Annotated in this window: 17 protein-coding genes; 6 read left to right on the forward strand and 11 right to left on the reverse strand. The window is 68.9% G+C overall.

The genetic code is table 11. The annotated features are described in order from the left end of the window. Nucleotides 1-16: 16 nt before the first annotated feature. The 3 genes from EV379_RS04870 to EV379_RS17345 are packed head-to-tail and all read right to left on the reverse strand — an operon-like array spanning nt 17 to nt 3,475. Nucleotides 17-1,372 (reverse strand): aldehyde dehydrogenase family protein, encoded by a 1,356-nt coding sequence (locus EV379_RS04870; RefSeq protein WP_130505144.1) that lies wholly within the window; start codon nt 1,370-1,372, stop codon nt 17-19. After that, the gene (locus EV379_RS04875; RefSeq protein ID WP_242616241.1) at nt 1,369-2,127 is read right to left on the reverse strand and encodes a gamma-glutamyl-gamma-aminobutyrate hydrolase family protein; all 759 of its coding nucleotides are present in this window, start codon (nt 2,125-2,127) and stop codon (nt 1,369-1,371) included. The genes EV379_RS04870 and EV379_RS04875 overlap by 4 nt, the downstream gene beginning before the upstream one ends. Next, nucleotides 2,108-3,475 (reverse strand): glutamine synthetase family protein, encoded by a 1,368-nt coding sequence (locus tag EV379_RS17345; RefSeq protein WP_242616242.1) that lies wholly within the window; start codon nt 3,473-3,475, stop codon nt 2,108-2,110. The genes EV379_RS04875 and EV379_RS17345 overlap by 20 nt, the downstream gene beginning before the upstream one ends. Before the next feature lie 272 nt (nt 3,476-3,747). Here EV379_RS17345 and EV379_RS04880 point away from each other — a divergent pair, with 272 nt between their 5' ends. The 3 genes from EV379_RS04880 to EV379_RS04890 all read left to right on the forward strand — a co-directional run bounded on the left by EV379_RS04880 (nt 3,748) and on the right by EV379_RS04890 (nt 7,613). Continuing rightward, nucleotides 3,748-5,331, forward strand: a complete 1,584-nt coding sequence (locus tag EV379_RS04880; RefSeq protein ID WP_130505146.1) for an amino acid permease — start codon at nt 3,748-3,750, stop codon at nt 5,329-5,331. 160 nt (nt 5,332-5,491) lie between these two features. Beyond that, entirely contained in the window at nt 5,492-5,884 is a 393-nt protein-coding gene (locus EV379_RS17350) for a DUF4190 domain-containing protein (protein ID WP_242616243.1), read from the forward strand. A gap of 277 nt (nt 5,885-6,161) precedes the next feature. Then, nucleotides 6,162-7,613: an aspartate ammonia-lyase gene (locus EV379_RS04890; RefSeq protein ID WP_130505147.1), complete on the forward strand. Its 1,452-nt coding sequence runs from the start codon at nt 6,162-6,164 to the stop codon at nt 7,611-7,613. Nucleotides 7,614-7,729: 116 nt separating this feature from the next. Here the strand turns inward: EV379_RS04890 and EV379_RS04895 are convergent, their stop codons facing one another. From EV379_RS04895 to EV379_RS04905, 3 genes are all read right to left on the reverse strand, one after another. Continuing rightward, on the reverse strand, nt 7,730-8,605 hold the full coding sequence (locus EV379_RS04895) for a fumarylacetoacetate hydrolase family protein (protein ID WP_165397288.1): 876 nt from the start codon (nt 8,603-8,605) through the stop codon (nt 7,730-7,732). Between the two features lie 225 nt (nt 8,606-8,830). Further along, on the reverse strand, nt 8,831-9,601 hold the full coding sequence (locus EV379_RS04900) for an SDR family NAD(P)-dependent oxidoreductase (RefSeq protein ID WP_130505148.1): 771 nt from the start codon (nt 9,599-9,601) through the stop codon (nt 8,831-8,833). A gap of 26 nt (nt 9,602-9,627) precedes the next feature. Next, nucleotides 9,628-10,473 carry a fumarylacetoacetate hydrolase family protein gene (locus EV379_RS04905; RefSeq protein WP_130505149.1) on the reverse strand — a complete coding sequence of 282 codons (846 nt, stop codon included), beginning with the start codon at nt 10,471-10,473 and terminating at the stop codon, nt 9,628-9,630. Between the two features lie 132 nt (nt 10,474-10,605). Between EV379_RS04905 and EV379_RS04910 the strand changes: the two genes are divergently transcribed. From EV379_RS04910 to EV379_RS04920, 3 genes are all read left to right on the forward strand, one after another. Beyond that, entirely contained in the window at nt 10,606-11,913 is a 1,308-nt protein-coding gene (locus EV379_RS04910) for an L-fuconate dehydratase (protein ID WP_130505150.1), read from the forward strand. After that, nucleotides 11,910-12,851 carry an aldo/keto reductase gene (locus tag EV379_RS04915; protein ID WP_130505151.1) on the forward strand — a complete coding sequence of 314 codons (942 nt, stop codon included), beginning with the start codon at nt 11,910-11,912 and terminating at the stop codon, nt 12,849-12,851. Before EV379_RS04910 ends, EV379_RS04915 begins: the two co-directional genes overlap by 4 nt. 139 nt (nt 12,852-12,990) lie before the next feature. Further along, nucleotides 12,991-14,448, forward strand: coding sequence for an HNH endonuclease signature motif containing protein (locus EV379_RS04920; RefSeq protein WP_165397289.1), 1,458 nt, complete (start codon nt 12,991-12,993; stop codon nt 14,446-14,448). A 15-nt stretch (nt 14,449-14,463) separates the two neighbouring features. On the opposite strand, the gene EV379_RS04925 is transcribed toward EV379_RS04920, so the two are convergent. From EV379_RS04925 to EV379_RS04945, 5 genes are all read right to left on the reverse strand, one after another. Beyond that, nucleotides 14,464-15,315 (reverse strand): amidohydrolase family protein, encoded by an 852-nt coding sequence (locus EV379_RS04925; protein ID WP_130505153.1) that lies wholly within the window; start codon nt 15,313-15,315, stop codon nt 14,464-14,466. Further along, entirely contained in the window at nt 15,315-15,662 is a 348-nt protein-coding gene (locus EV379_RS04930; protein WP_130505154.1) for an L-rhamnose mutarotase, read from the reverse strand. Before EV379_RS04930 ends, EV379_RS04925 begins: the two co-directional genes overlap by 1 nt. 99 nt (nt 15,663-15,761) lie before the next feature. Further along, entirely contained in the window at nt 15,762-16,433 is a 672-nt protein-coding gene (locus EV379_RS04935) for a FadR/GntR family transcriptional regulator (RefSeq protein WP_130505155.1), read from the reverse strand. A 44-nt stretch (nt 16,434-16,477) separates the two neighbouring features. Further along, entirely contained in the window at nt 16,478-17,986 is a 1,509-nt protein-coding gene (locus tag EV379_RS04940) for an AlkA N-terminal domain-containing protein (protein ID WP_130505156.1), read from the reverse strand. 61 nt (nt 17,987-18,047) lie between these two features. Beyond that, nucleotides 18,048-19,499, reverse strand: a complete 1,452-nt coding sequence (locus tag EV379_RS04945; RefSeq protein WP_130505157.1) for an RNB domain-containing ribonuclease — start codon at nt 19,497-19,499, stop codon at nt 18,048-18,050. Nucleotides 19,500-19,526 lie beyond the last annotated feature (27 nt).

Here is a 19,526-nt window from a genome sequence, read left to right on the forward strand (position 1 = left end):
TTCGTACGTCAGGTGTTCAGTCGACCGCGAGGAAGACGTTCTTGGTTTCGGTGAAGGCCAGCGGCGCGTCCGGGCCGAGCTCGCGGCCGAGCCCCGACTGCTTGAATCCGCCGAACGGGGTGCTGTAGCGCACGGAGGAGTGCGAGTTGACGGACAGGTTGCCTGACTCGACCCCGCGGGCCACGCGGATGGCGCGGCCGACGTCGCGGGTCCAGATGGAGCCGGACAGGCCGTAGTCGCTGTCGTTGGCCAGCTGGAGGGCGTCGGCCTCGTCGTCGAAGGGAAGGACCGTGACGACGGGACCGAAGATCTCCTCGCGGGCGCTGCGGTCTCCGCGCTCCGGCGTGAGCACGGTCGGCGCGAACCAGTAGCCCGCACCCTCCGGCGCGCTGCCGCGGAAGGCGATCGGTGCGTCATCCGGAACGAAGGAGCTCACCGAGTCGAAGTGGGCGCGGGAGACCAGCGGCCCCATCTCGGTGCTCTCCAGCGCGGGGTCGCCGACGACGACGCCCTGCACTGCGGGCTCCAGCAGCTCCATGAAGCGGTCGTAGACGCTCCGCTGCACGAGGATGCGGCTGCGGGCGCAGCAGTCCTGGCCGGCATTCTCGAAGACGCCGTACGGTGCGGTCGCCGCTGCCTTCTCGAGATCGGAGTCGGCGAAGACGATGTTCGCGCTCTTGCCGCCGAGTTCGAGGGTGACGCGCTTGACCTGCCCTGCGCATCCGGCCATGATCCGCTTGCCGACCGCCGTCGAACCCGTGAAGACGATCTTGCGCACCGTCTGGTTCGTCACGAAGCGTTCTCCGACGACGGATCCGGGGCCGGGCAGCACCTGGAACAGGCCGTCGGGCAAGCCGGATTCGAGGGCGAGCTCCGCCAGACGGATGCTCGTGAGCGGCGTCCACTCCGCCGGCTTCAGCACGACGGCGTTCCCGGCGGCCAGCGCGGGGGCGAAACCCCACGCCGCGATCGTCATGGGGAAGTTCCACGGCGTGATCACACCGACGACGCCGAGCGGCTCGTTGAAGGTGACGTCGAGACCGCCGGAGACGGGGATCTGCTTGCCGAAGAGCCGCTCTGGCGAGGCGGAGTAGTAGTCGAGCACGTCGCGCACGTGGCCGGCCTCCCAGCGCGCCTGCGCGATGGGGTGGCCGGAGTTGCGCATCTCGGTCTGCGCGAGGTTCTCGATGTCGGCGTCTACGGCGGCGGCAAAGCGGCGGAGGGCGCGGGCCTTGTCTGCTGGAGCGACGGGCGCCCAGGCCCGCTGAGCGAGCGCCGCGCGGGCGATGGCGGCATCCGTCGCCTCGAGATCGAGGTGCTCGACGCTCGCCACGACGCTCTCGTCGGCCGGGTTGATGATCGTGTAGCTCACTGCTGCTCCTTCTGGCTCGCGTGTTCTCTGGCGGCGGCGACGAGGCCGGCGAAGAGTCGTCGGTCCGCCTCGTTCTCCTCCGGATGCCACTGCACGGCCACCCCGAATGGAACGCTCGGCAGTTCGACCGCCTCGATCACGCCATCGGCCGTCCGCGCGCTGACGAGGAGTCCGTCGGCGACCCGGTCGAGCGCCTGGTGGTGGTAGACGTGCACGTCGAGGCCATCGCCGAGCAGGGTCGAGAGGGCGGTGCCGGCCGCAATGCTCACGGACTCGCTGCCGAATTCGGCCGGTGCCGGCTGGTACTTCTCGCTGCCGACGACGTCGGGCAGGTGCTGGTGCAGGGTGCCGCCGAGTGCGACGTTGAGCATCTGGGCGCCCCGACAGATGCCGAGGAACGGCAGCTCGGCGTCGATGGCCGCCGTCAACAGCGCGTCCTCCCAGTCGTCGCGGTCGGTGCGGGGTGCGCCGGTCTTGGCGTGCGGCTGCTGGCCGTAGCGGGCCGGGTCGACATCGGCTCCACCCGAGACGATGAGCCCGTCGAGCGAATCGAGAAGGCGGCGGACCGCTGCTGGGTTCACCGGCTGCGGAGGCAGGAGCACGGCCGTGCCGCCGGCATCCGTCACCGCGTCGATGTAGACCTTGGGCAGGAACGACGCCCGCACATCCCAGACGCCGGTCTGCGCCTGCTCCAGATAGGTGGTGATGCCGATCACCGGGGCGGCGGTTGGTCTCTCAGAGTCGCTCGAAGCCACGGATGCGCTCCCAGTCTGTGACGGCCGCGTCGTAGGCGGCGAGCTCGACGGCGGCGTTGTTGAGGTAGTGCTCGACGACCTCGTCGCCGAACGCCTCCCTGGCGATCGCCGACTCAGCGAAGAGGGCGGCTGCCTCGCGCAGACTGCTCGGCACGCGCTCAGCGCCGCCGGTGTACGCATTGCCGACGAAGACGTCCTCCAGCTCAAGCTCGTTCTCGATGCCGTGCAGCCCGGCGGCGATCAGGGCGGCGACGGCCAGGTACTGGTTGACGTCGCCGCCTGGCACGCGGTTCTCGACGCGCATTCCGTGGCCGCGTCCGACGACGCGGAGCGAGCAGGTGCGGTTGTCGATGCCCCAGGCCACGGCGGTCGGGGCGAAGCTGCCGTCGACGAAGCGCTTGTACGAGTTGATGTTGGGGGCGAAGAACAGGGTGAGCTCGCGCATCGCGGCGAGCTGGCCGGCCATGAAGTGACGGAACATCTTCGACATCCCGTGCTCATCCGTTGCGTCGGCGAAGACCGCTTCGCCGTCCGCGCCGCGCAGTGAGATGTGGATGTGGCAACTGTTGCCCTCGCGCTCGTTGAACTTCGCCATGAAGGTCAGGCTCTTGCCGTGTGCGTCGGCGATCTCCTTCGCACCGTTCTTGTAGATCGAGTGGTTGTCGCAGGTGGCCAGGGCGTGGGCGTAGCGGAAGGCGATCTCCTGCTGGCCGAGGTTGCACTCGCCCTTCACGCCCTCCGAGTACATGCCTGCTGCGTCCATCGAGTTGCGGATGTCGCGCAGCAGCGGTTCCATCCTGGTCGAGGCGAGCAGCGCGTAGTCGATGTTGTAGTCGGATGCCGGGGTCAGCTCGCGGTAGCCCTTTGCCCAGGCCTGGCGGTAACTGTCGTCGAAAACGATGAACTCGAGCTCCGTGCCGACGAAGGGCACGAGACCCCGTTCGCTGAGGCGCTCGAGCTGGGCCTTCAGGATCTGGCGGGGCGATGCGACGACGGGGCTGTGGTCGAGCCACTGCAGATCGGCGGTGACCATCGCGGTCGTCGGCAGCCACGGCACCACGCGCAAGGTGTCGAAGTCGGGGATCATCGCCATGTCGCCGTAGCCGCGCTCCCAGCCGGACATGGCGTAGCCGTCGACCGTGTTCATCTCGACGTCGACGGCGAGGAGGTAGTTGCAGCACTCGACGCCGTGCTCCGCGGCATCCTCGACGAAGAGCCTGGCTGAGACGCGCTTGCCGACCAGGCGACCCTGCATGTCGGTGAACGCCACGATGACCGTGTCGATCTCCCCGATCCTGACCAGAGCGGTGAGCTCTTCGAGTGAGAGGTTTCCGGAGCGGGGGGTCATACGCATCTCCTCAGTGAGATCTGACAGCAACGAGAGTGAACAGAACCAGGTGGGCGGAACCGAGAATGGTTTGCTTGGCGACCATTACATCACAGGACTGTGTCGCGTGCCGGGTGAATATTGCCGATGCTGCGACGGAATGGCCAAAAATCTTTCCGCTAAAGGTATGTACGTCGAACCATTGCAGGCCCTATAGTCATGCCAGCAAGTCACCTGCCCAGTCGCCGGCCCCGTTTCTGCAGGGGTCGCACCCAGAGCGCGAAGGAACGTGAATGTCCAAAGACACCTTGAATGTGTCGGGAGTCACCTATACGACTGCCGAAGCCGGCTATTTCGAGAAGCGCAAGCTCAGGCGCTCCGCTGGCGTCTGGGGCCTCTGGGGTCTCGCCGTCGCCGCGGTCATCTCCGGCGATTTCTCCGGCTGGAACTTCGGCATCGACTTCGCCGGATTCGGCGGAATGCTGATCGCCTTCGCTGTGCTCGTTGTCATGTACTACGGCCTCATCTTCTCCATCGGTGAGATGTCCTCCGCCATGCCGCACACCGGCGGCGCCTACTCCTTCTCCCGCGCGGCGATGGGTCCGTGGGGCGGCTTCGTCACCGGCCTGGCCGAGACGATCGAGTACGTCGCGACGACGGCCGTGATCGTGTACTTCTCGGCCGCGTACGCCAATAGCATCACCACGGAGCTGCTCGGCTTCTCGATGCCGGCCTGGGTGTGGTGGGCCGTCCTCTATGTCGCGTTCATCCTGCTGAACTCGGCGGGCGCGGCGATCTCCTTCCGCTTCGCCATCGTGGTCTCGATCATCTCGATCGGCATCCTCCTGGTGTTCGCGGTGATGGCGATCGGCTCCGGCCTGTTCAGCTGGGACAAACTGTTCGACATCGCCCCGGATGCCGGCCAGACCGAGTTCCTCCCGCACGGCGTGCTGCCGATCCTGTTCGCGCTGCCGTTCGCCATGTGGTTCTTCCTCGGCATCGAAGAGCTGCCGCTCGCGGCCGAGGAGGCGCACAACCCGGTGCGCGACATCCCGCGTGCCGGTCTCTGGGCTCGCGGAACACTCATCGTGACCGGCCTCCTGGTGCTGTTCCTCAACACCGGAATCCTGGGTGCCGAAGTGACCGGCAAGGCGGGGGAGCCACTGCTCGACGGTTTCCGGGCCATCGTCGGCGACGGTGTCGCCGCCGTGCTCGCACTCTTCGCGCTCGTCGGCCTGCTGGCATCCCTGCAGGGCATCATGTTCGCCTACGGCCGCAACATGTACTCGCTCTCGCGCGCCGGCTACTACCCCAAGTTCCTCTCGCTCACCGGCAAGCGGCAGACGCCGTGGGTGGCTCTGCTGGTCGGCGGCATCATCGGCTTCATCGCACTGGTCGTCGTCGACTCGGCCGGAGGGTCGACTGGTGTCGCCGGTCAGATCGTGCTCAACATCGCGGTCTGGGGCGCGGTGCTGGCGTACCTGCTGCAGATGACGGCTTTCGTGATCCTGCGCAGGAAGTTCCCGGACGCCAAGCGGCCGTACATCAGCCCGTGGGGCGTTCCCGGTGCGATCATCGCGGCGATCATCGCGGCGCTCATCTTCGTCGGCTTCCTGTTGAACCCGACCTTCGGGCCGGCGATCGTCGCGATCGTCGTCGTCTACGCCGTCATGCTGGTCATCTTCGCGGTGTGGGGGCGCAAGCGCCTCGTGCTCTCGCCGGAGGAGGAGTACGCCGTCTCCGGCGGGCTGCACGGCGACCCGGAGACGGAGGGCTACGGGGGAGCGGTCGAGGAGGAGCTGCTCGCCAGCGACGGAATCGACGAGGCCGGAATCGACGGGGCGGGCCGCGACGAGGTCGCGGAGCCTCGCGCCTAGCGCCGAACGGCAATCATCACGGACCGGTGGGGTCTTCGCTACGGCGGAGGCCCCACCGGCCATTCCGGGGGATATCCCCATAGTTGGCTGTGCGGAAGCTCCGTAACGTTATTGATGTGCTCGAAACGGGCACACACACCGCATACGAAGGAGACCACTCATGTCCGCCACCATCCCCGTTGTTCCGTCGGCTCCCGCCGAGCCTGCGCCCACCGCGCCGGCAGCCGAAGGCACGAACAGCGGCCAGCCATTCGCGGCTCCCGCTCCGGCATCCGCGCCAGCATCGGCGGCTGAGAAGCAGTGGATGAGCATCTCGAGCCTCGTGCTCGGCGTCGTCTCGATCGTCGCAGGCTGGACCTTCTTCCTGCCCGTCGCCGGCCTTGTCTTCGGCATCCTCGCGCTCAAGCGCGAACCGAGCAGCCGCACCATGGCCATCTGGGGCGTCGTGCTGAACGGTGCTCTCCTCGCCGGCTCCGTGCTCATCGGCCTGGGCGCCCTGCTCTTCGGTCTCGTGATGATTCCGTTCGCGTTCCTGCCATTCGGCAGCTTCTAACGGCTCGGCGGCAACGCCGCCGAGAACCGACCGCCGTGTGGCGCAACATGCACAGTGTTGCGCCATACGGCGTTTCTGCGCCGTTTTCTGCGGCCGGGTGCCCGGAATCGTGCACGGCTCTCGCGATAGGCTTGATGGGTAACTGAGAGCCGCAGGCTCGCACAACCTCGAGGCAATGGAGCCGTTCGTGTCGACTAGCACGCCCAGCAGCACGTCAACAACGTTCGCGGAGGGTGCCACCGGCATCGCTTTCGCGGCAGCACAGGAAGAGCCACTCATGCAGGCAAGCCCCGGATTCCGCCTGGAGAGCGATTCGCTCGGAACCGTCGAGGTTCCCGAAGACGCGTACTGGGGTGTGCACACGAAGCGCGCACTCGACAACTTCCCCATCGCCAAGCGACCGATCTCGGTCTACCCCGACCTCGTGCGTGCCCTCGCCCAGGTCAAGCAGGCCTGTGCCCGTGCCAACGTCGAGGTCGGCGCGCTCACCGAGGAGAAGGGCCGCTGGATCGACGCGGCCTGCACGCGCATCATCCAGGGCGCCCGCCACGAGGAGTTCGTCGTCGGTGTCATCCAGGGCGGAGCGGGAACCTCGACCAACATGAACGCCAACGAGGTCATCACCAACCTCGCGCTCGAGCTCGCCGGCTACGAGAAGGGGCGCTACGACATCCTGCACCCCATCGACGACGTCAACCGCAGCCAGTCGACCAACGACACCTACCCGACCGCCATCAAGGTCGGCCTCGCCTTCTCGCTGCGCCACCTGCTGGCCGAGCTGCGCCTGCTGCAGGAGTCGTTCGCGAAGAAGGGTGTCGACTTCCACAACGTCCTGAAGGTCGGCCGCACCCAGCTGCAGGATGCCGTTCCGATGACGCTCGGCCAGGAATTCCACGGCTACGCGACGACGCTGGGCGAGGACTACGACCGTCTCACCGAGACGCTCTGGCTGCTGGCCGAGGTCAACCTGGGCGCGACGGCCATCGGAACCGGCATCACCGCCGACCCCGGCTACGCCGCAGCCGCCGTGCGCCACCTCAGCGAGATCACCGGGCTCAAGATCGAGAGCGCCCCCGACCTGATCGAGTCGACGAGCGACGCCGGCGCCTTCATGTCGTTCAGCGGATCGCTCAAGCGCAGCGCCATCAAGCTCTCCAAGATCTGCAACGACCTGCGTCTGCTCTCCTCCGGCCCGCAGGCCGGATTCGGCGAGATCAACCTGCCGCCCATGCAGGCCGGTTCGAGCATCATGCCCGGCAAGGTCAACCCCGTCATCCCCGAGGCCGTCTCGCAGGTCGCCTACGCGATCGCCGGCAACGACGTCACCGTCACCATGGCCGCCGAGGCCGGGCAGCTGCAGCTGAACGCCTTCGAGCCCGTGATCGCGCACTCCCTGTTCCAGGGCCTGGCGTGGATGACGCAGGCGTGCTGGACGCTGCGCGTGAACTGCGTCGACGGCATCACCGCCAACGAGGACCGCCTCGAGGCGATGGTCGCATCCAGCGTCGGCGTGATCACCGCGCTCATCCCGTTCATCGGCTACACCGAGGCAGCGAAGATCGCCAAGGTCGCGCTCAGCACGGGTCACCCCGTCGCCGACCTCGTCGTCGCGGCCGGCCTGATGACCCGCGACGAGGTGATGGAGCAGCTGCAGCCGAGCAAGCTCTCGGGCATGGACGCCGCCGCCACCGTCGCGGTGACCGATCTGCAGGGCGAGCCCTCCGAGTAACGCCAGAGCATCGAAAAAGGCTCGGCCCGCGGGAGACCGCGGGCCGAGCCTTTCTCGTTCGCGCGAGCCGTGGTCTCGACGCGGCCGTGGACGGCCTTCTCCTGTTGAGATCAGCCTCAGATGACTCGGCAGTGCGTGGTCAGGTAGCCGATGCCGCCGATCGAGACGGTGACGGTTGATCCGTCGCGGAGGAAGACCGGGGGCTTGCGCGAGTAGCCGGCGCCGCCCGGGCTGCCGGTCGAGATCAGCGTACCGGCCGGAATCGTGGCCGAGCGCGAGAGGTAGGCGATGATCTCGGCGACGGTGCGTACCATCTCGCCGCTGGAGGCGTCCTGCAGGATGTGGCCGTCGACGTTCGTGGTCAGCCAGAGGTCCTGGGGGTCCGGCACCTCATCGGCCGTGACGACGACGGGTCCGGTGGGCGTGAAGCCGTCGAAGGACTTGCACCTGGACCACTGCGCCTCGCTGAACTGGATGTCGCGGGCGGTGATGTCGTTGACGACCGTGTAGCCCCAGACGTAGTCGAGGGCGTCGCGCACCGACACGTTCTTGGCCGGCTTGCCGATGATCACGCCGAGCTCTGCCTCGTAGTCGACCTGCTGGGAGATCTCGCCCGGCCAGGTGGTTGTCGCCTCGTGCGCGGTGAGCGAGTTGGGCCAGAGCGCGAACACCGTCATGGCGCTCTCGCTGCGCAGCTTCAGCTCGCTGGCGTGGGCGGCGTAGTTCGCGCCGACGGCGAGGATGTGCGGGGGACGGAGCACGGCCGAAGCGTGGCGGAGCTCGTCGACCGGGGTGAGCGACACGCGCTGCGCGACGGCCTGGTCGACGACGGCCCGCACATGGGCCAGGCCAGGCTCACCGCGCTCGATCAGCTGCTGCAGATCGGCGGGGGCCTCGTCCATCACCTCGTCGAGGAAGAGAGCGCCGCCGCCGATGGTGACCGCAAGACGCGGGGTGGACTGGCCTTCGACTCTGAGATGCGCAAACTTCACTTCTCTACGCTATCGGCCAGCGGCAGATTTATCTTGTATCTATTCACCAGCAGATCCGAGAATGCGTTGACTGATAGCCACAGATAATCCGCGCAGGATACGCCGGAGCGTCGGGGTCGACGTGAATCGTGGCCCCGACGCTCCGATGGCCGCACCTGCAGCGGTGACGGTTCCGCAGGCTTCCTTGGAACGGGCTGCCGCCTTTCGCGACGCTGCGCGTCGCGCTTACGCGATGGGGCGGAGCCGGAGGCCCTGCATGCCGCCGTCGACGGCGATCGAGGTGCCCGTCGTCGAGCCGGCGAGCGGGCTCGCGAGGTACGCGACGGCCGCGGCGACCTCGTCGGCCGAGACGAGTCGGCCGTGCGGCTGGCGCGCCTCGAGGGCCGCACGCTCGGCCGCCGGGTCGGCTGCCGAGCCGAGCAGGCGCTGCACCCATGGGGTGTCGGCCGTGCCGGGGTTCACGGTGTTCACGCGGATGCCCTCACGCAAGTGGTCTGCGGCCATGGCCTGGCTGAGCGAGAGCACAGCGCCCTTGGTCGCGCTGTAGAGCGCTCGCTCCGGCAGCCCGGCGGTCGCGGCGATGGAGCAGGTGTTGACGATCGCGGCGGCCGGCGACTGGCGGAGCCACGGCAGCGCGGCGCGCGAGACGCGCACGAGCCCGAGCACGTTGATGTCGTAGACGCGGTGCCACTCCTCGTCGCCGTTGGCCTCGATCGTGCCCTGCGCGCCGATGCCGGCGTTGTTGATCACGATGTCGATGCGACCGAAGCGCTCGGCGACGGCGGCGACGCCGGCGCGCACACTGGCGTCGTCGGAGACGTCGACGGGCACGGCGAAGTGCTTGGGGTCTGCGGCATCCGGGTTCAGGTCGAAGACGGCGACCTGGGCGCCCTTGCTGGCGAGGCGCTCTGCGATGGCCGCGCCGATTCCGGAGGCGCCGCCCGTGACGATGGCGACGAGGTCGGCGAGTTCTGGCTGGGTGGTGTCAGATGTCATGTCGGTGATTCCTTTCGGTGCGGCGCTCAGGCCTGCACGAATTCCTGTCGCTGGCGGCCGAGTCCATCGATCTCGACCTCGACGACGTCGCCGGCGCCGAGGTAGGGGAAGCGGCCGGAGAGCGCGACGCCCTCCGGGGTTCCCGTGAGCACGAGATCACCGGGCTCGAGGGCGAGGAACTGGCTGAGGTGCCAGACGATGTAGTCGACGTCGAAGATGAGGTCGGCGGTCGAAGAGTCCTGCCGCGGCTCGCCGTTGACCCAGCTGCGCAGACGCAGATTGGCGTAGTCGACCTCGTCGGGGGTGACGACGACGGGGCCGGTCGGGTTGAAGCCGGGGGAACACTTGCCCTTGCTCCACTGGCCGCCGGAGACCGCCATCTGGAAGTCGCGCTCCGACAGGTCGTTCGCGACGACGAATCCGGCGATGTGCTTGATGCTGTCCTCCGGGGAATCGAGGTAGCTCGCGCGCTCTCCGATGACGATGCCGAGCTCGACCTCCCAGTCGGTCTTGGTGCTGCCGCGGGGGATCGAGACGGTGTCGAACGGGCCGGCGACGGTGTTCGGCGTCTTGAGGAACATGACCAGGTTCTCCGGCGGCGCGGAGCCGGACTCCGCGGCGTGGGCGGCGTAGTTCATGCCGACGCAGATGACGGCGCTGGGGCGGGCGATCGCCGCACCGACGCGGACGCCGTCCGCCTCGAACACGGGAAGCTCGCCGGCGGCCAGGGCGGCGGCGGCGCGGGCCGGCCCGTCCGACTCGAAGAATTCGCCGTCGATGTCGCGCGTGACGCCGCTGAGGTCGTAGTTGACCTCACCGTCGACAAGGACGGGCGTCTCGCGACCGACGGCTCCCAGGCGGGCAAATCTCATTGAACTACTTCCAATCATCGGAACTCTTGCACGCACTCACGGCGCTGATTTCCCCATTGTTTCCGAAAGGCTCTCGATTGACAAGCCAAAGATCGGATGTTTATAGTCACTTGACCCCAAGGGAAGGTTTTCATGAGCATCATCACCAGTGTCGACACCAGCGACGTCCGTTTTCCGACGTCTCTTCAGCTGGATGGCTCCGATGCCATGAACCCAGACCCCGACTACTCGGCGGCCTACCTCGTCATCCGCACGGACGCGGAGGACGGTCTCGAAGGGCATGGCTTCGTCTTCACGATCGGCCGTGGCAACGACGTCGAGGTCGCCGCGATCGAGACTCTCGCCGGCCACCTGCTCGGCCGCAACGTCGAGGAGCTCCTCGGCGACATGGGTGCGACCTCCCGGCTCTTCATGCACGACTCGCAGCTGCGCTGGCTCGGCCCGGAGAAGGGCGTCATGCACATGGCCATCGGTGCCGTGATCAACGCACTCTGGGATCTTCGCGCCAAGCGCGAGGGCAAGCCGCTGTGGCAGCTGCTCGCGTCGCTCAGCCCGGAGGAGATCGTCTCGCTCGTCGACTTCCGCTACCTCAGCGACGCGCTGACACCGGAGGAGGCGCTCGAGATCCTGCGGGCGGCAGAACCGGGCAGGGCGGAGCGCGAAGCGCAGCTGCTCGCCGAGGGCTACCCCGGATACACGACGAGCCCCGGTTGGCTCGGCTACTCCGATGAGAAGCTCGCGCACCTCTGCCGCGAGGCCATCGCCGACGGCTTCACCCAGATCAAGCTGAAGGTCGGTGCCGACCTCGACGACGACATCCGTCGCCTGCGGATCGCCCGCGAGACCTGCGGAGAGGGATTCCCGATCGCGATCGACGCCAACCAGCGCTGGGACGTCGCGGACGCCATCGCCTGGGTCAAGGCGCTCGAGCAGTTCGACATCACATGGGTCGAAGAGCCCACCAGCCCCGACGACGTGCTCGGCCACGCGGCGATCGCCCGCGGCATCGCCCCGATCCCGGTCGCCACCGGTGAGCACGCCCAGAACCGCATCATCTTCAAGCAGCTGCTGCAGGCGGATGCCATCGGCTTCATGCAGATCGACGCGGCGCGCGTCGGCGGCGTGAACGAGAACATCGCGAACCTGCTGCTCGCCGCGAAGTTCGGTGTCCCCGTCTGCCCGCACGCGGGCGGCGTCGGCCTCTGCGAGGCCGTTCAGCACCTCAGCATGTTCGACTTCATCGCCGTCTCCGGCAGCAAGGACGGCCGGGTGATCGAGTTCGTCGACCACCTGCACGAGCACTTCGTCACGCCCGTCGTGATGGACAATGGCAACTACCGCGCTCCGCTGGCCCCCGGCGCCGGAGCAGAGATGCACGCGTCGTCGATCGCCGAGTTCAGCTGGACCGGCGCGCACCGCGGGCAGGAGGTCAGCGCGTGAGCGAACTCGATTTCGGTCCGATCGGTTTCGGAGCCGCCTCGATCGGCAACCTGTACCGGAGCGTCGATGACGCCACGGCGCAGGAAACGCTGCAGGCGGCGTGGGATGGCGGCATCCGCTACTTCGACACCGCTCCGCACTATGGCCTCGGGCTCTCGGAGCGCCGTCTCGGCGCCTTCCTCCGCGAGAAGCCGCGCGATGAGTTCATCGTCTCGACCAAGGTGGGGCGCCTGCTCGTGCCGAACCCGGACTTCTCCGGTGGCACAGACCACGAGAACGCCTTCGAGGTTCCCAACGACCTCATGCGGGTCTACGACCCCAGCGAGGCGGGGGTTCGCCGCAGCCTCGAGGACTCGCTCGAGCGCATGGGCCTGGACTTCATCGACATCCTGTACCTGCACGATCCCGACGTCTACGACCTGGAGCGGGGGCTCGCTGAGGCACTGCCCGCCCTCGCCCGCCTGCGCGAGGAGGGTCTCGTGCGCGCGATCGGCATCGGTGTCAACGATGCGGCCGTCGCCACCCGCGCGGTGCGCGAGGCGGACATCGACCTCGTCATGATCGCCGGTCGCTACACCCTGCTCGAGCAGCCCGCCGCCGAGGAGCTCCTGCCCGCGTGCCTGGAGAACGGCGTGCGCGTCGTCGACGCCGCCGTGTTCAACTCGGGCCTGCTCGCCACGAACACGCCGGCCGCCGACGCCAGCTACAACTACGGCGCTGTGCCGGCCGCGGTGCTCGAGCGCGCCAGGAAGCTCGCCGCCGTCTGCGCCGAGTTCGGCGTCGACCTGCCGGCCGCCGCGCTGCAGTTCCCCGCACGGCACCCGGCGGTCGCCACCGTCGTCGTCGGCACCTCGCGCGCCGAGGCGGTTCGCGAGAACCTGCTCAGGGCGTCCGCACCGATTCCCGAGGAGCTCTGGGCCGCCCTCGAGGCGGTCTGAGCGTGTTGGAGCCGGGGGCATCCGCCACCAATGTGGTGCGGATGCCACCGGCGCCGTTTCACAGAAAAATGCGATAAAATCTCAGAAAATACTGGATTTCCTCGTATCATTCTTCTAGAAATGACCCATGCAAAGAAGCATGGAAGCCCCGGTCGGTTGGTATTTTGATGATCCCGGCGCTCCCGAGTTCGATGCTCCTGATTGTGATGCCGCTGACTTCGTTCTCCCTGTCGAGTCTTCGCCCCTCGCTGTGACCGCGGCGGAGGCCGTCGGCTTCTCCATTGCCGAGGCGGCGAACGCCCAGCACGCGGCGAACCGGGCCATGGCCGCCCAGCTCGCCGCTTTGGCCGCGGCGGTGCAGACCAGCCGCCGCAACCTCTCCGTGTATCTGTGGCCGGGCGCCCTGCAGGAGCCGGACGCCAGGGAGCTGGCCGAGCGTGCCGCCGCGACCGACGCCGGCATGCAGCTCCAGCTCTCCACAAGCGTTGCTCGCACCCGCGCCTACGAGGGTCGGGCGTTGATCGACTCCCTGCCGAAACTGTGGGAACTCTTCCAGGCCGGACTGACCAGTTACGCTCACGCCTCCGCCGCGGTGCAGCATCTGGCCGGACTCGGCGACCCGGCCGCGCTCGCCCGCTATGACGCTCTGCTGGCCGGCGCAGCCGCGACCATGACACCGGAAGCGTTCCGACAGAAAGCGCGCACCCTGCAGGAGCGCCTCCTGGCCGAACCGGCCGAGGCGCGCCACGGCCGGGCAATGGCCGAGAGGCGCGTGAAGCTGGAGCCCGCCGAGGACGGCATGGCCTGGCTGCATCTCTACCTCTCCGCGCCCGACGCCATCCGGATCAGCCAGCGCCTCTCACAGACGGCCCGCACCATCCACCGTTCAGAAACCGACCGCGCCACCGGCGCTGGCGCCGGTCCTGGTCCCGCTTTCGGTGTGCAGCGGCGCACTCAGATGCAGATCCGCGCCGACCTGGCCGCGGCCTGGCTGGCCGGGGACGGCACCCCGACCGCCGCGAAGGTGCGACCGATCCTGCTCGTGCCGATCCTCAGCCTCCTGGGCCTGAACGACAATGGCCTGAACAACAATGGCCTGAACAACAACCGACTGGACGATCAGGACCGGGGCGGCCAGTCGGCCATCCTGCACGGTTACGGCCCCATCGACCCGGTCACCGCCGCGAAGCTCTTCCACGACGCCCCCGCGTTCCGCCGGGCCGGCACGGACCCCATCAGCGGCGAACTCCTCAACCTGGAGCGCGACAAGTATCGGCCCACGAAGGCCCAACGGGATTGGTTGACCATCAAGTACGGGTCTTGCGCCCGGCCCGGCTGCGACTGTTCCTCGGCGATGGCCGATATCGACCACGTGCGGGAATGGGCTCGCGACCACGGCCCGTCCAACATCGACAACCTGATCCCGCTCTGCACCCCCGACCACCGGCTCAAAACACTGAGCAAGATCAGAATCAGCAAGACTCAGACGCCCGCCGGGGACGATCTTGTCACTGTGCAGACCCCGACCGGGTTCACCGCCACCCGGCTCGCGCGGGCCAGGCCAAGCTGGTGGGACGGCGACGAAGCACCCTTCTAGCCCGGAAGACCGTATTTAGCCCGGAAGACCGTAGAACGACTGCGCGCTCGTGCCCTCGATGGCGGTGCGCTCGGCCGCCGAGGCGCCGGTGGCCTCGTGAACCCGTGCGATCCAGGCCTCGAGTGTTCCGCCCGTCCCGAGCTTCGCGCTCACGGGCCAGTCGCTGCCGATCATGGCCCGGTCCGCGCCGAAGCTCTCGACGGTGTGTCGGATGAACGCGCCGGCATTGCGGTCGAGGGCCGCGGCATCCTGCGTCTCAGCCGTGAGCCCGGAGACCTTGACCGTGACGGCGTCGAGCGCGGCGAGCTGGCCGATTGCCTCCGCCCACGCGATGCCGGCGTCGCTGTCGATTCCCTCATCGATCGGCGGCTTGCCGAGGTGGTCGAGCACGACCCTGAGCGTCGGCAGCCCGCGCAGCAGCGTGACGAGCCGTGGCAGCTGATCGTGCCGCACGCAGGCGTCAAAGCTCAGTCCACGTTCCGCGAGCATGCCGAGGCTGTTCCGCACCGCCGCGCTCTCGAACACGGAATCCGGTTCCCCCTGCAACAGGTGGCGGATGCCGACGACGCCCGGAATCTCGGCCAGCGCGTCGAGGTGGCCGGGCAGGGCAGACTCGTCGTGCAGATTCGCCGCCGCAACGATGCCGACGAGCTCCGGCCACTCCGCTCCGCTGACCCATCTGGCCTCGTCGAGCGAGCTCTCCGCCGCGCAATCGGCCTGGACGAAGACCATCCCGCTGACACGCCCGCCCGCGCGGTCGACGTCGCCAGGCAGCATCGGTGCATTCAGCGCGGGGATCCCGGACAGCCACGGGTAGTCGAAGCGCGCTGTGTCCCAGACGTGGACGTGCGCGTCGATGACACCCATCAGGCGCTGGGGTTCTGGGTGGCGGCCTTCTGGGCGCTGAGGGCCCACACCTGCTCGAGCGGGCTGAAGCCCTCCTCGCCGTCCGCGCCGCGGAACAACTCGACGTAACGCCCGATGTCGAGCTGCCAGCGCGCGTTCGCCGGGTCATCGTCGAGAGCCGCGAGCGCGGCGTCGAAGTCGTCGCAATCGACCAGGTGGAACAGCCGGTGGCCGGAACGCCAGATCGTCCAGTCGTGGATGCCGAAGCGGTCGAAGCTCGCCACGAGTTCTTCCGGAATGGTGAGGTGGGCAGCGCGGTAGCCGTCGACGGCCCCGGCCCGGATCTCAGAGTGCAGTGCGACGATCATGTGTTCCGGGCTCCATTCATCCGATGTACTGAGACAAGGATGCCAGAAATGCGCGTGATGTGAAGGGCAACGCCTTCAAGCGTCCGATGTCTGCGGCGATCAGAGCGCTTCGCGCAGCCAGTGCTCGATCCCGCTGATGTGCACGACCGTGAGCGCGCTGGCGAGCTTGGCGTCGCCCTGGGCGAGCGCGGCGACGATGGCCGCATGCTCGTGGAGCGTGCGCTCGACGGCGTTCTCCTGCGTGATGCCGCGCCAGATGCGGGCGCGCACGGTGTGGCTGGACAGCGAGTCGATCAGGCTGGAGAGGTAGCTGTTGCCCGCGGAGGCCACGATGCGGCGGTGGAACTCCAGGTCGTGTTCGACGAGCCCCTCGACCGAGGTCGAGCCGTCGACCTCGGCGATGAGCGCCGCGAGCTCCGCGATCGTGTCGTCGTCGATCTGGTCGGCCGCCAGCGCCGTCGCGGCCGGCTCGAGGATCCGCCGCACGGCAAAGATCTCGAGGATGGACGTGTCGCCGTGCAGATCGACGACGAATGACATCGCCTCAAGCAGCAGCGCCGGTTCCAGGCTCGTGACGTAGGTGCCATCGCCGCGGCGCACGTCGAGCACCCGGATGACCTCGAGCGCCTTGACCGCCTCGCGCAGCGAGCTGCGGGAGAGACCGAGCTCCTCGCTGAGCTCCTTCTCAGGTGGCAGGCGATCGCCGGGGTGGAGTTTGCCCGAGACGATCATGTCCTTGATCTTGAGAATCGCTTCGTCGGTCACAGCCATGGGGCCATACTAGCGGCGGCCCCGAGGCCGAAGCGGTGCAGTCCTCAGCCGGCGAGCGCCCTCCACAGGTGCATGCCGGCGTAGCTGCGCCACGGCGCCCACCCCGCGCCGTGCGCGGCGAGCGCCTTCGCATCGCCTGGCAGCCCCAGCCGGCCAGCGCCCTGCCGGATCGCGAGATCGCTCGTCAGCAGCACATCGGGGCTGCCGAGCACGCGCATCGCGACGTAGCCGGCCGTCCACGGGCCGATGCCAGGCAGCGCGGTGAGCCGTGCGGTGAGCTCCTCCGTGCTCTCGCCGACATCGAGGTGCAGTTCTCCGGATGCCAGGGCCTCGGCCACTCGCATGATCGTGTCGATGCGCGCCGCCGGGCCGCGCAGCACGGCGCGCCCGCCCGCCGCGATCTGCTCGGCCGTCGGGAACAGCAGCCAGCCGCCCCGCGCATCTGGCAGCCGGTCGCCGAGGGCAGCGGCCAGTCGGCCGAGCGTCGTGCGGGCGGCGGCGACCGAGATCTGCTGGCCGATGAGTGCCCGGAACAGCGTCTCCTCCGGGCTCATACTGCCAGGGACGCGGATTCCGGGGACGGCCGCGACGGCGGGGGCGAGCGCGGGGTCGGCGGCGAGCGCCGAGTCGATCGCATCGGCATCCGCGTCGAGGTCGAGCAGGCGGCGCACCCTGGTGACGAGCGGCGCCAGGTCGCTGAGCTCGTCGAGCGTCGCATCGCAGGCGACGACGGGCGCGGACGGCGTGCCGTCGACGCGCAGGCTGATCGTCGCGACGCCGGACGGCAGCCGCACGGCACGGCGGTAGACGCCGTCGGCGAAGCTCTCGACGCCGGTGACGGCGCGCACGCCCAGGAAGCCGAGCACCCCTGCGCCGTCGAACGGAGCACGGGCCGGCAGCCGCAGCGTGACGGCCGTGCCCTGCTCGGCCGCGGCAGGAGGGGCGACGGCGTGCCGCGCCCGTCTGGCGGCACCGCGCTGCCTGAGCGCACTCGGGGTCTGCTGGTACACGGCGGAGACCGTCTCGTTGAACTGGCGCACGCTGCCGAATCCGGCGGCGAAGGCGATGTCGCTGATCGGCAGCTCGGTGTTCACGAGCAGCTCACGGGCCGTCTGCGCGCGTTGCGCCCTGGCGAGCGCCAGCGGACCTGCGCCGAGTTCGGCCTGCAGCACGCGAGTCAGGTGCCTGGGGGTGTAGCCGAGGCGGGCGGAGAGCCCGGGAACACCCGTGCGTTCCACCTCACCGTCGACGATGAGCCGCATCGCCCTGGCGGCCAGGTCGTCGCGCACGTTCCATTCCGGCGAGCCCGGCACGGCGTCGGGCAGGCAGCGCTTGCATGCGCGCAGCCCGGCCTCGTGAGCGGCGGCGGCGGTCAGGTAGAACGAGACATTGCCCGGCTTCGGCGTCGTGGCCGGGCAGCTCGGCCGGCAGTAGATGCCCGTCGAGTGCACACCGGTGATGAACTGGCCGTCGAAGCGGGCGTCCCGCGAGCTCATGGCACGGTATCGCTCCGCGAAGAGTGCGGTGGCTGCGGCATCCGTTCGTTCGGTCATGCCTCAAGACTGACACGCGCACGCGCGCCTCGGTAGCGGAAATCAGACATCAGCGTGCCCGCTATTCGACCGCCTCGAAACGCACGCTGCCGCTGGCGATGTCGGCGGCGAGCAGCAACACGCTCACGCGCGATCCCGGCGACGGATGCCGCGACGCATGGCACTCGGCCGTCACAGCCGGCTCGGCGAGCTGCACCCGCGCGGAGTCGCCGCGGAGCGACAGGACCGTGGCCTCGAACCGCCGGCCGACGTCGTCGCTGAGCAGCGCGGCCTCGACGCGGTTGATCGACGTGGCGTCGAGATCGGCTGCGCGTCTGGCGCTCGCCGCCATGATGGACGGCAGTTCAGTGAGCGAGTGCCGTGCCCACTCCGGAACGGTGTCGCCGGCGCAGAGCGCCGCACAGATGACGAGGCTCCAGCGGTCGACGAGACGGCGCAGCGGCGCGGTCGCGTGCGCGTAGGGCGCCGCGATCGCCGACTGCACGGTGTCGCGCGGAGCCGGCAGGCCAGCCGACGTGTCGAACGCGACATAGCCGGCCCCGCGGAACAGGCTGGTGGCCGCCTGCAGCACGGCCAGCGCCGCCGGGTTCTGCCGATCGAGGGCGCGCAGGTAGTCGCCGTAGCGTTGGGAATCCGGCCACGGCAGGCCGAGGGCGACGGTCTGCCGGCGGAAGCTCGCGAACTCCTCCTCGCTCGGCGCCGGCATCGTGCGCAGGATCCCGACTCCGCCGTCGATCATGATGGAGGCGGCCGCCATGCCGGTCATCAGCGAGAGCTGGGCGTTCCAGTCCTCGACGGGCAGCGGTTCGCGGCGCCGCAGCGTGTAGCCGTCGGGGCCGAGCACGATCTCCTCGTCCGGGGAGTTCAGGCTGGCGCCGCCCCGCCGCCGCTCCAGCTCGATCCGCGCGAGACCGACGGGCTGCAGCAGCGCCAGCGTCCCGGTCGCCGTGCCGGCGTCGATCGCACGCTGCACCTCGGCGTAGCTCAGCCTGGCTCGGGAACGGATCCGCGCACGCCGCACGGTCGCGCGCTGCACCTCGGCGTCGGCGTCGAGGGTGAAATCCCAGACGTAGGCGCTGCGCGGCGCGCCAGGCAGCAGCGATCCCGCGCCGTCGCCGATGGCGGGCGGATGCAGCGGGATGCGGCCGTCGGCGGCGTAGATCGTCTGGCCGCGCAGCCTGGCCTCCCGGTCGACTGCACCGCCGGGGGAGACGAGCGCTGGAACGTCGGCGATCGCGTAGCGCACCCGGAAACCGCCGGCCGGCCCCGGCAGCGCCTCGATGTGCATGGCCTGGTCCAGGTCGGTCGCGTTCGCAGGGTCGATCGTCACGAACTCGACGGCGGTGAGGTCGTGCCGCGGCAGCTCGAGGTGCGTGGCCACCCAGACGGCCTCGGCCACGGCATCCGCCGGGAACTCGTCGGGAAGCTCGAGCGAGATCCGCAGCTCGGCCAGCGCCGCGGCCAGCTCCGTCTGCGCCGCTGAGGCGGTGACGTGCGGGCGGCGGGTCGGCATGCGCTCAGCCTAGGGGCGCGCCAGTAA

It is taken from the genome of Microterricola gilva, assembly GCF_004217495.1.
GTDB lineage: Bacteria > Actinomycetota > Actinomycetes > Actinomycetales > Microbacteriaceae > Microterricola > Microterricola gilva.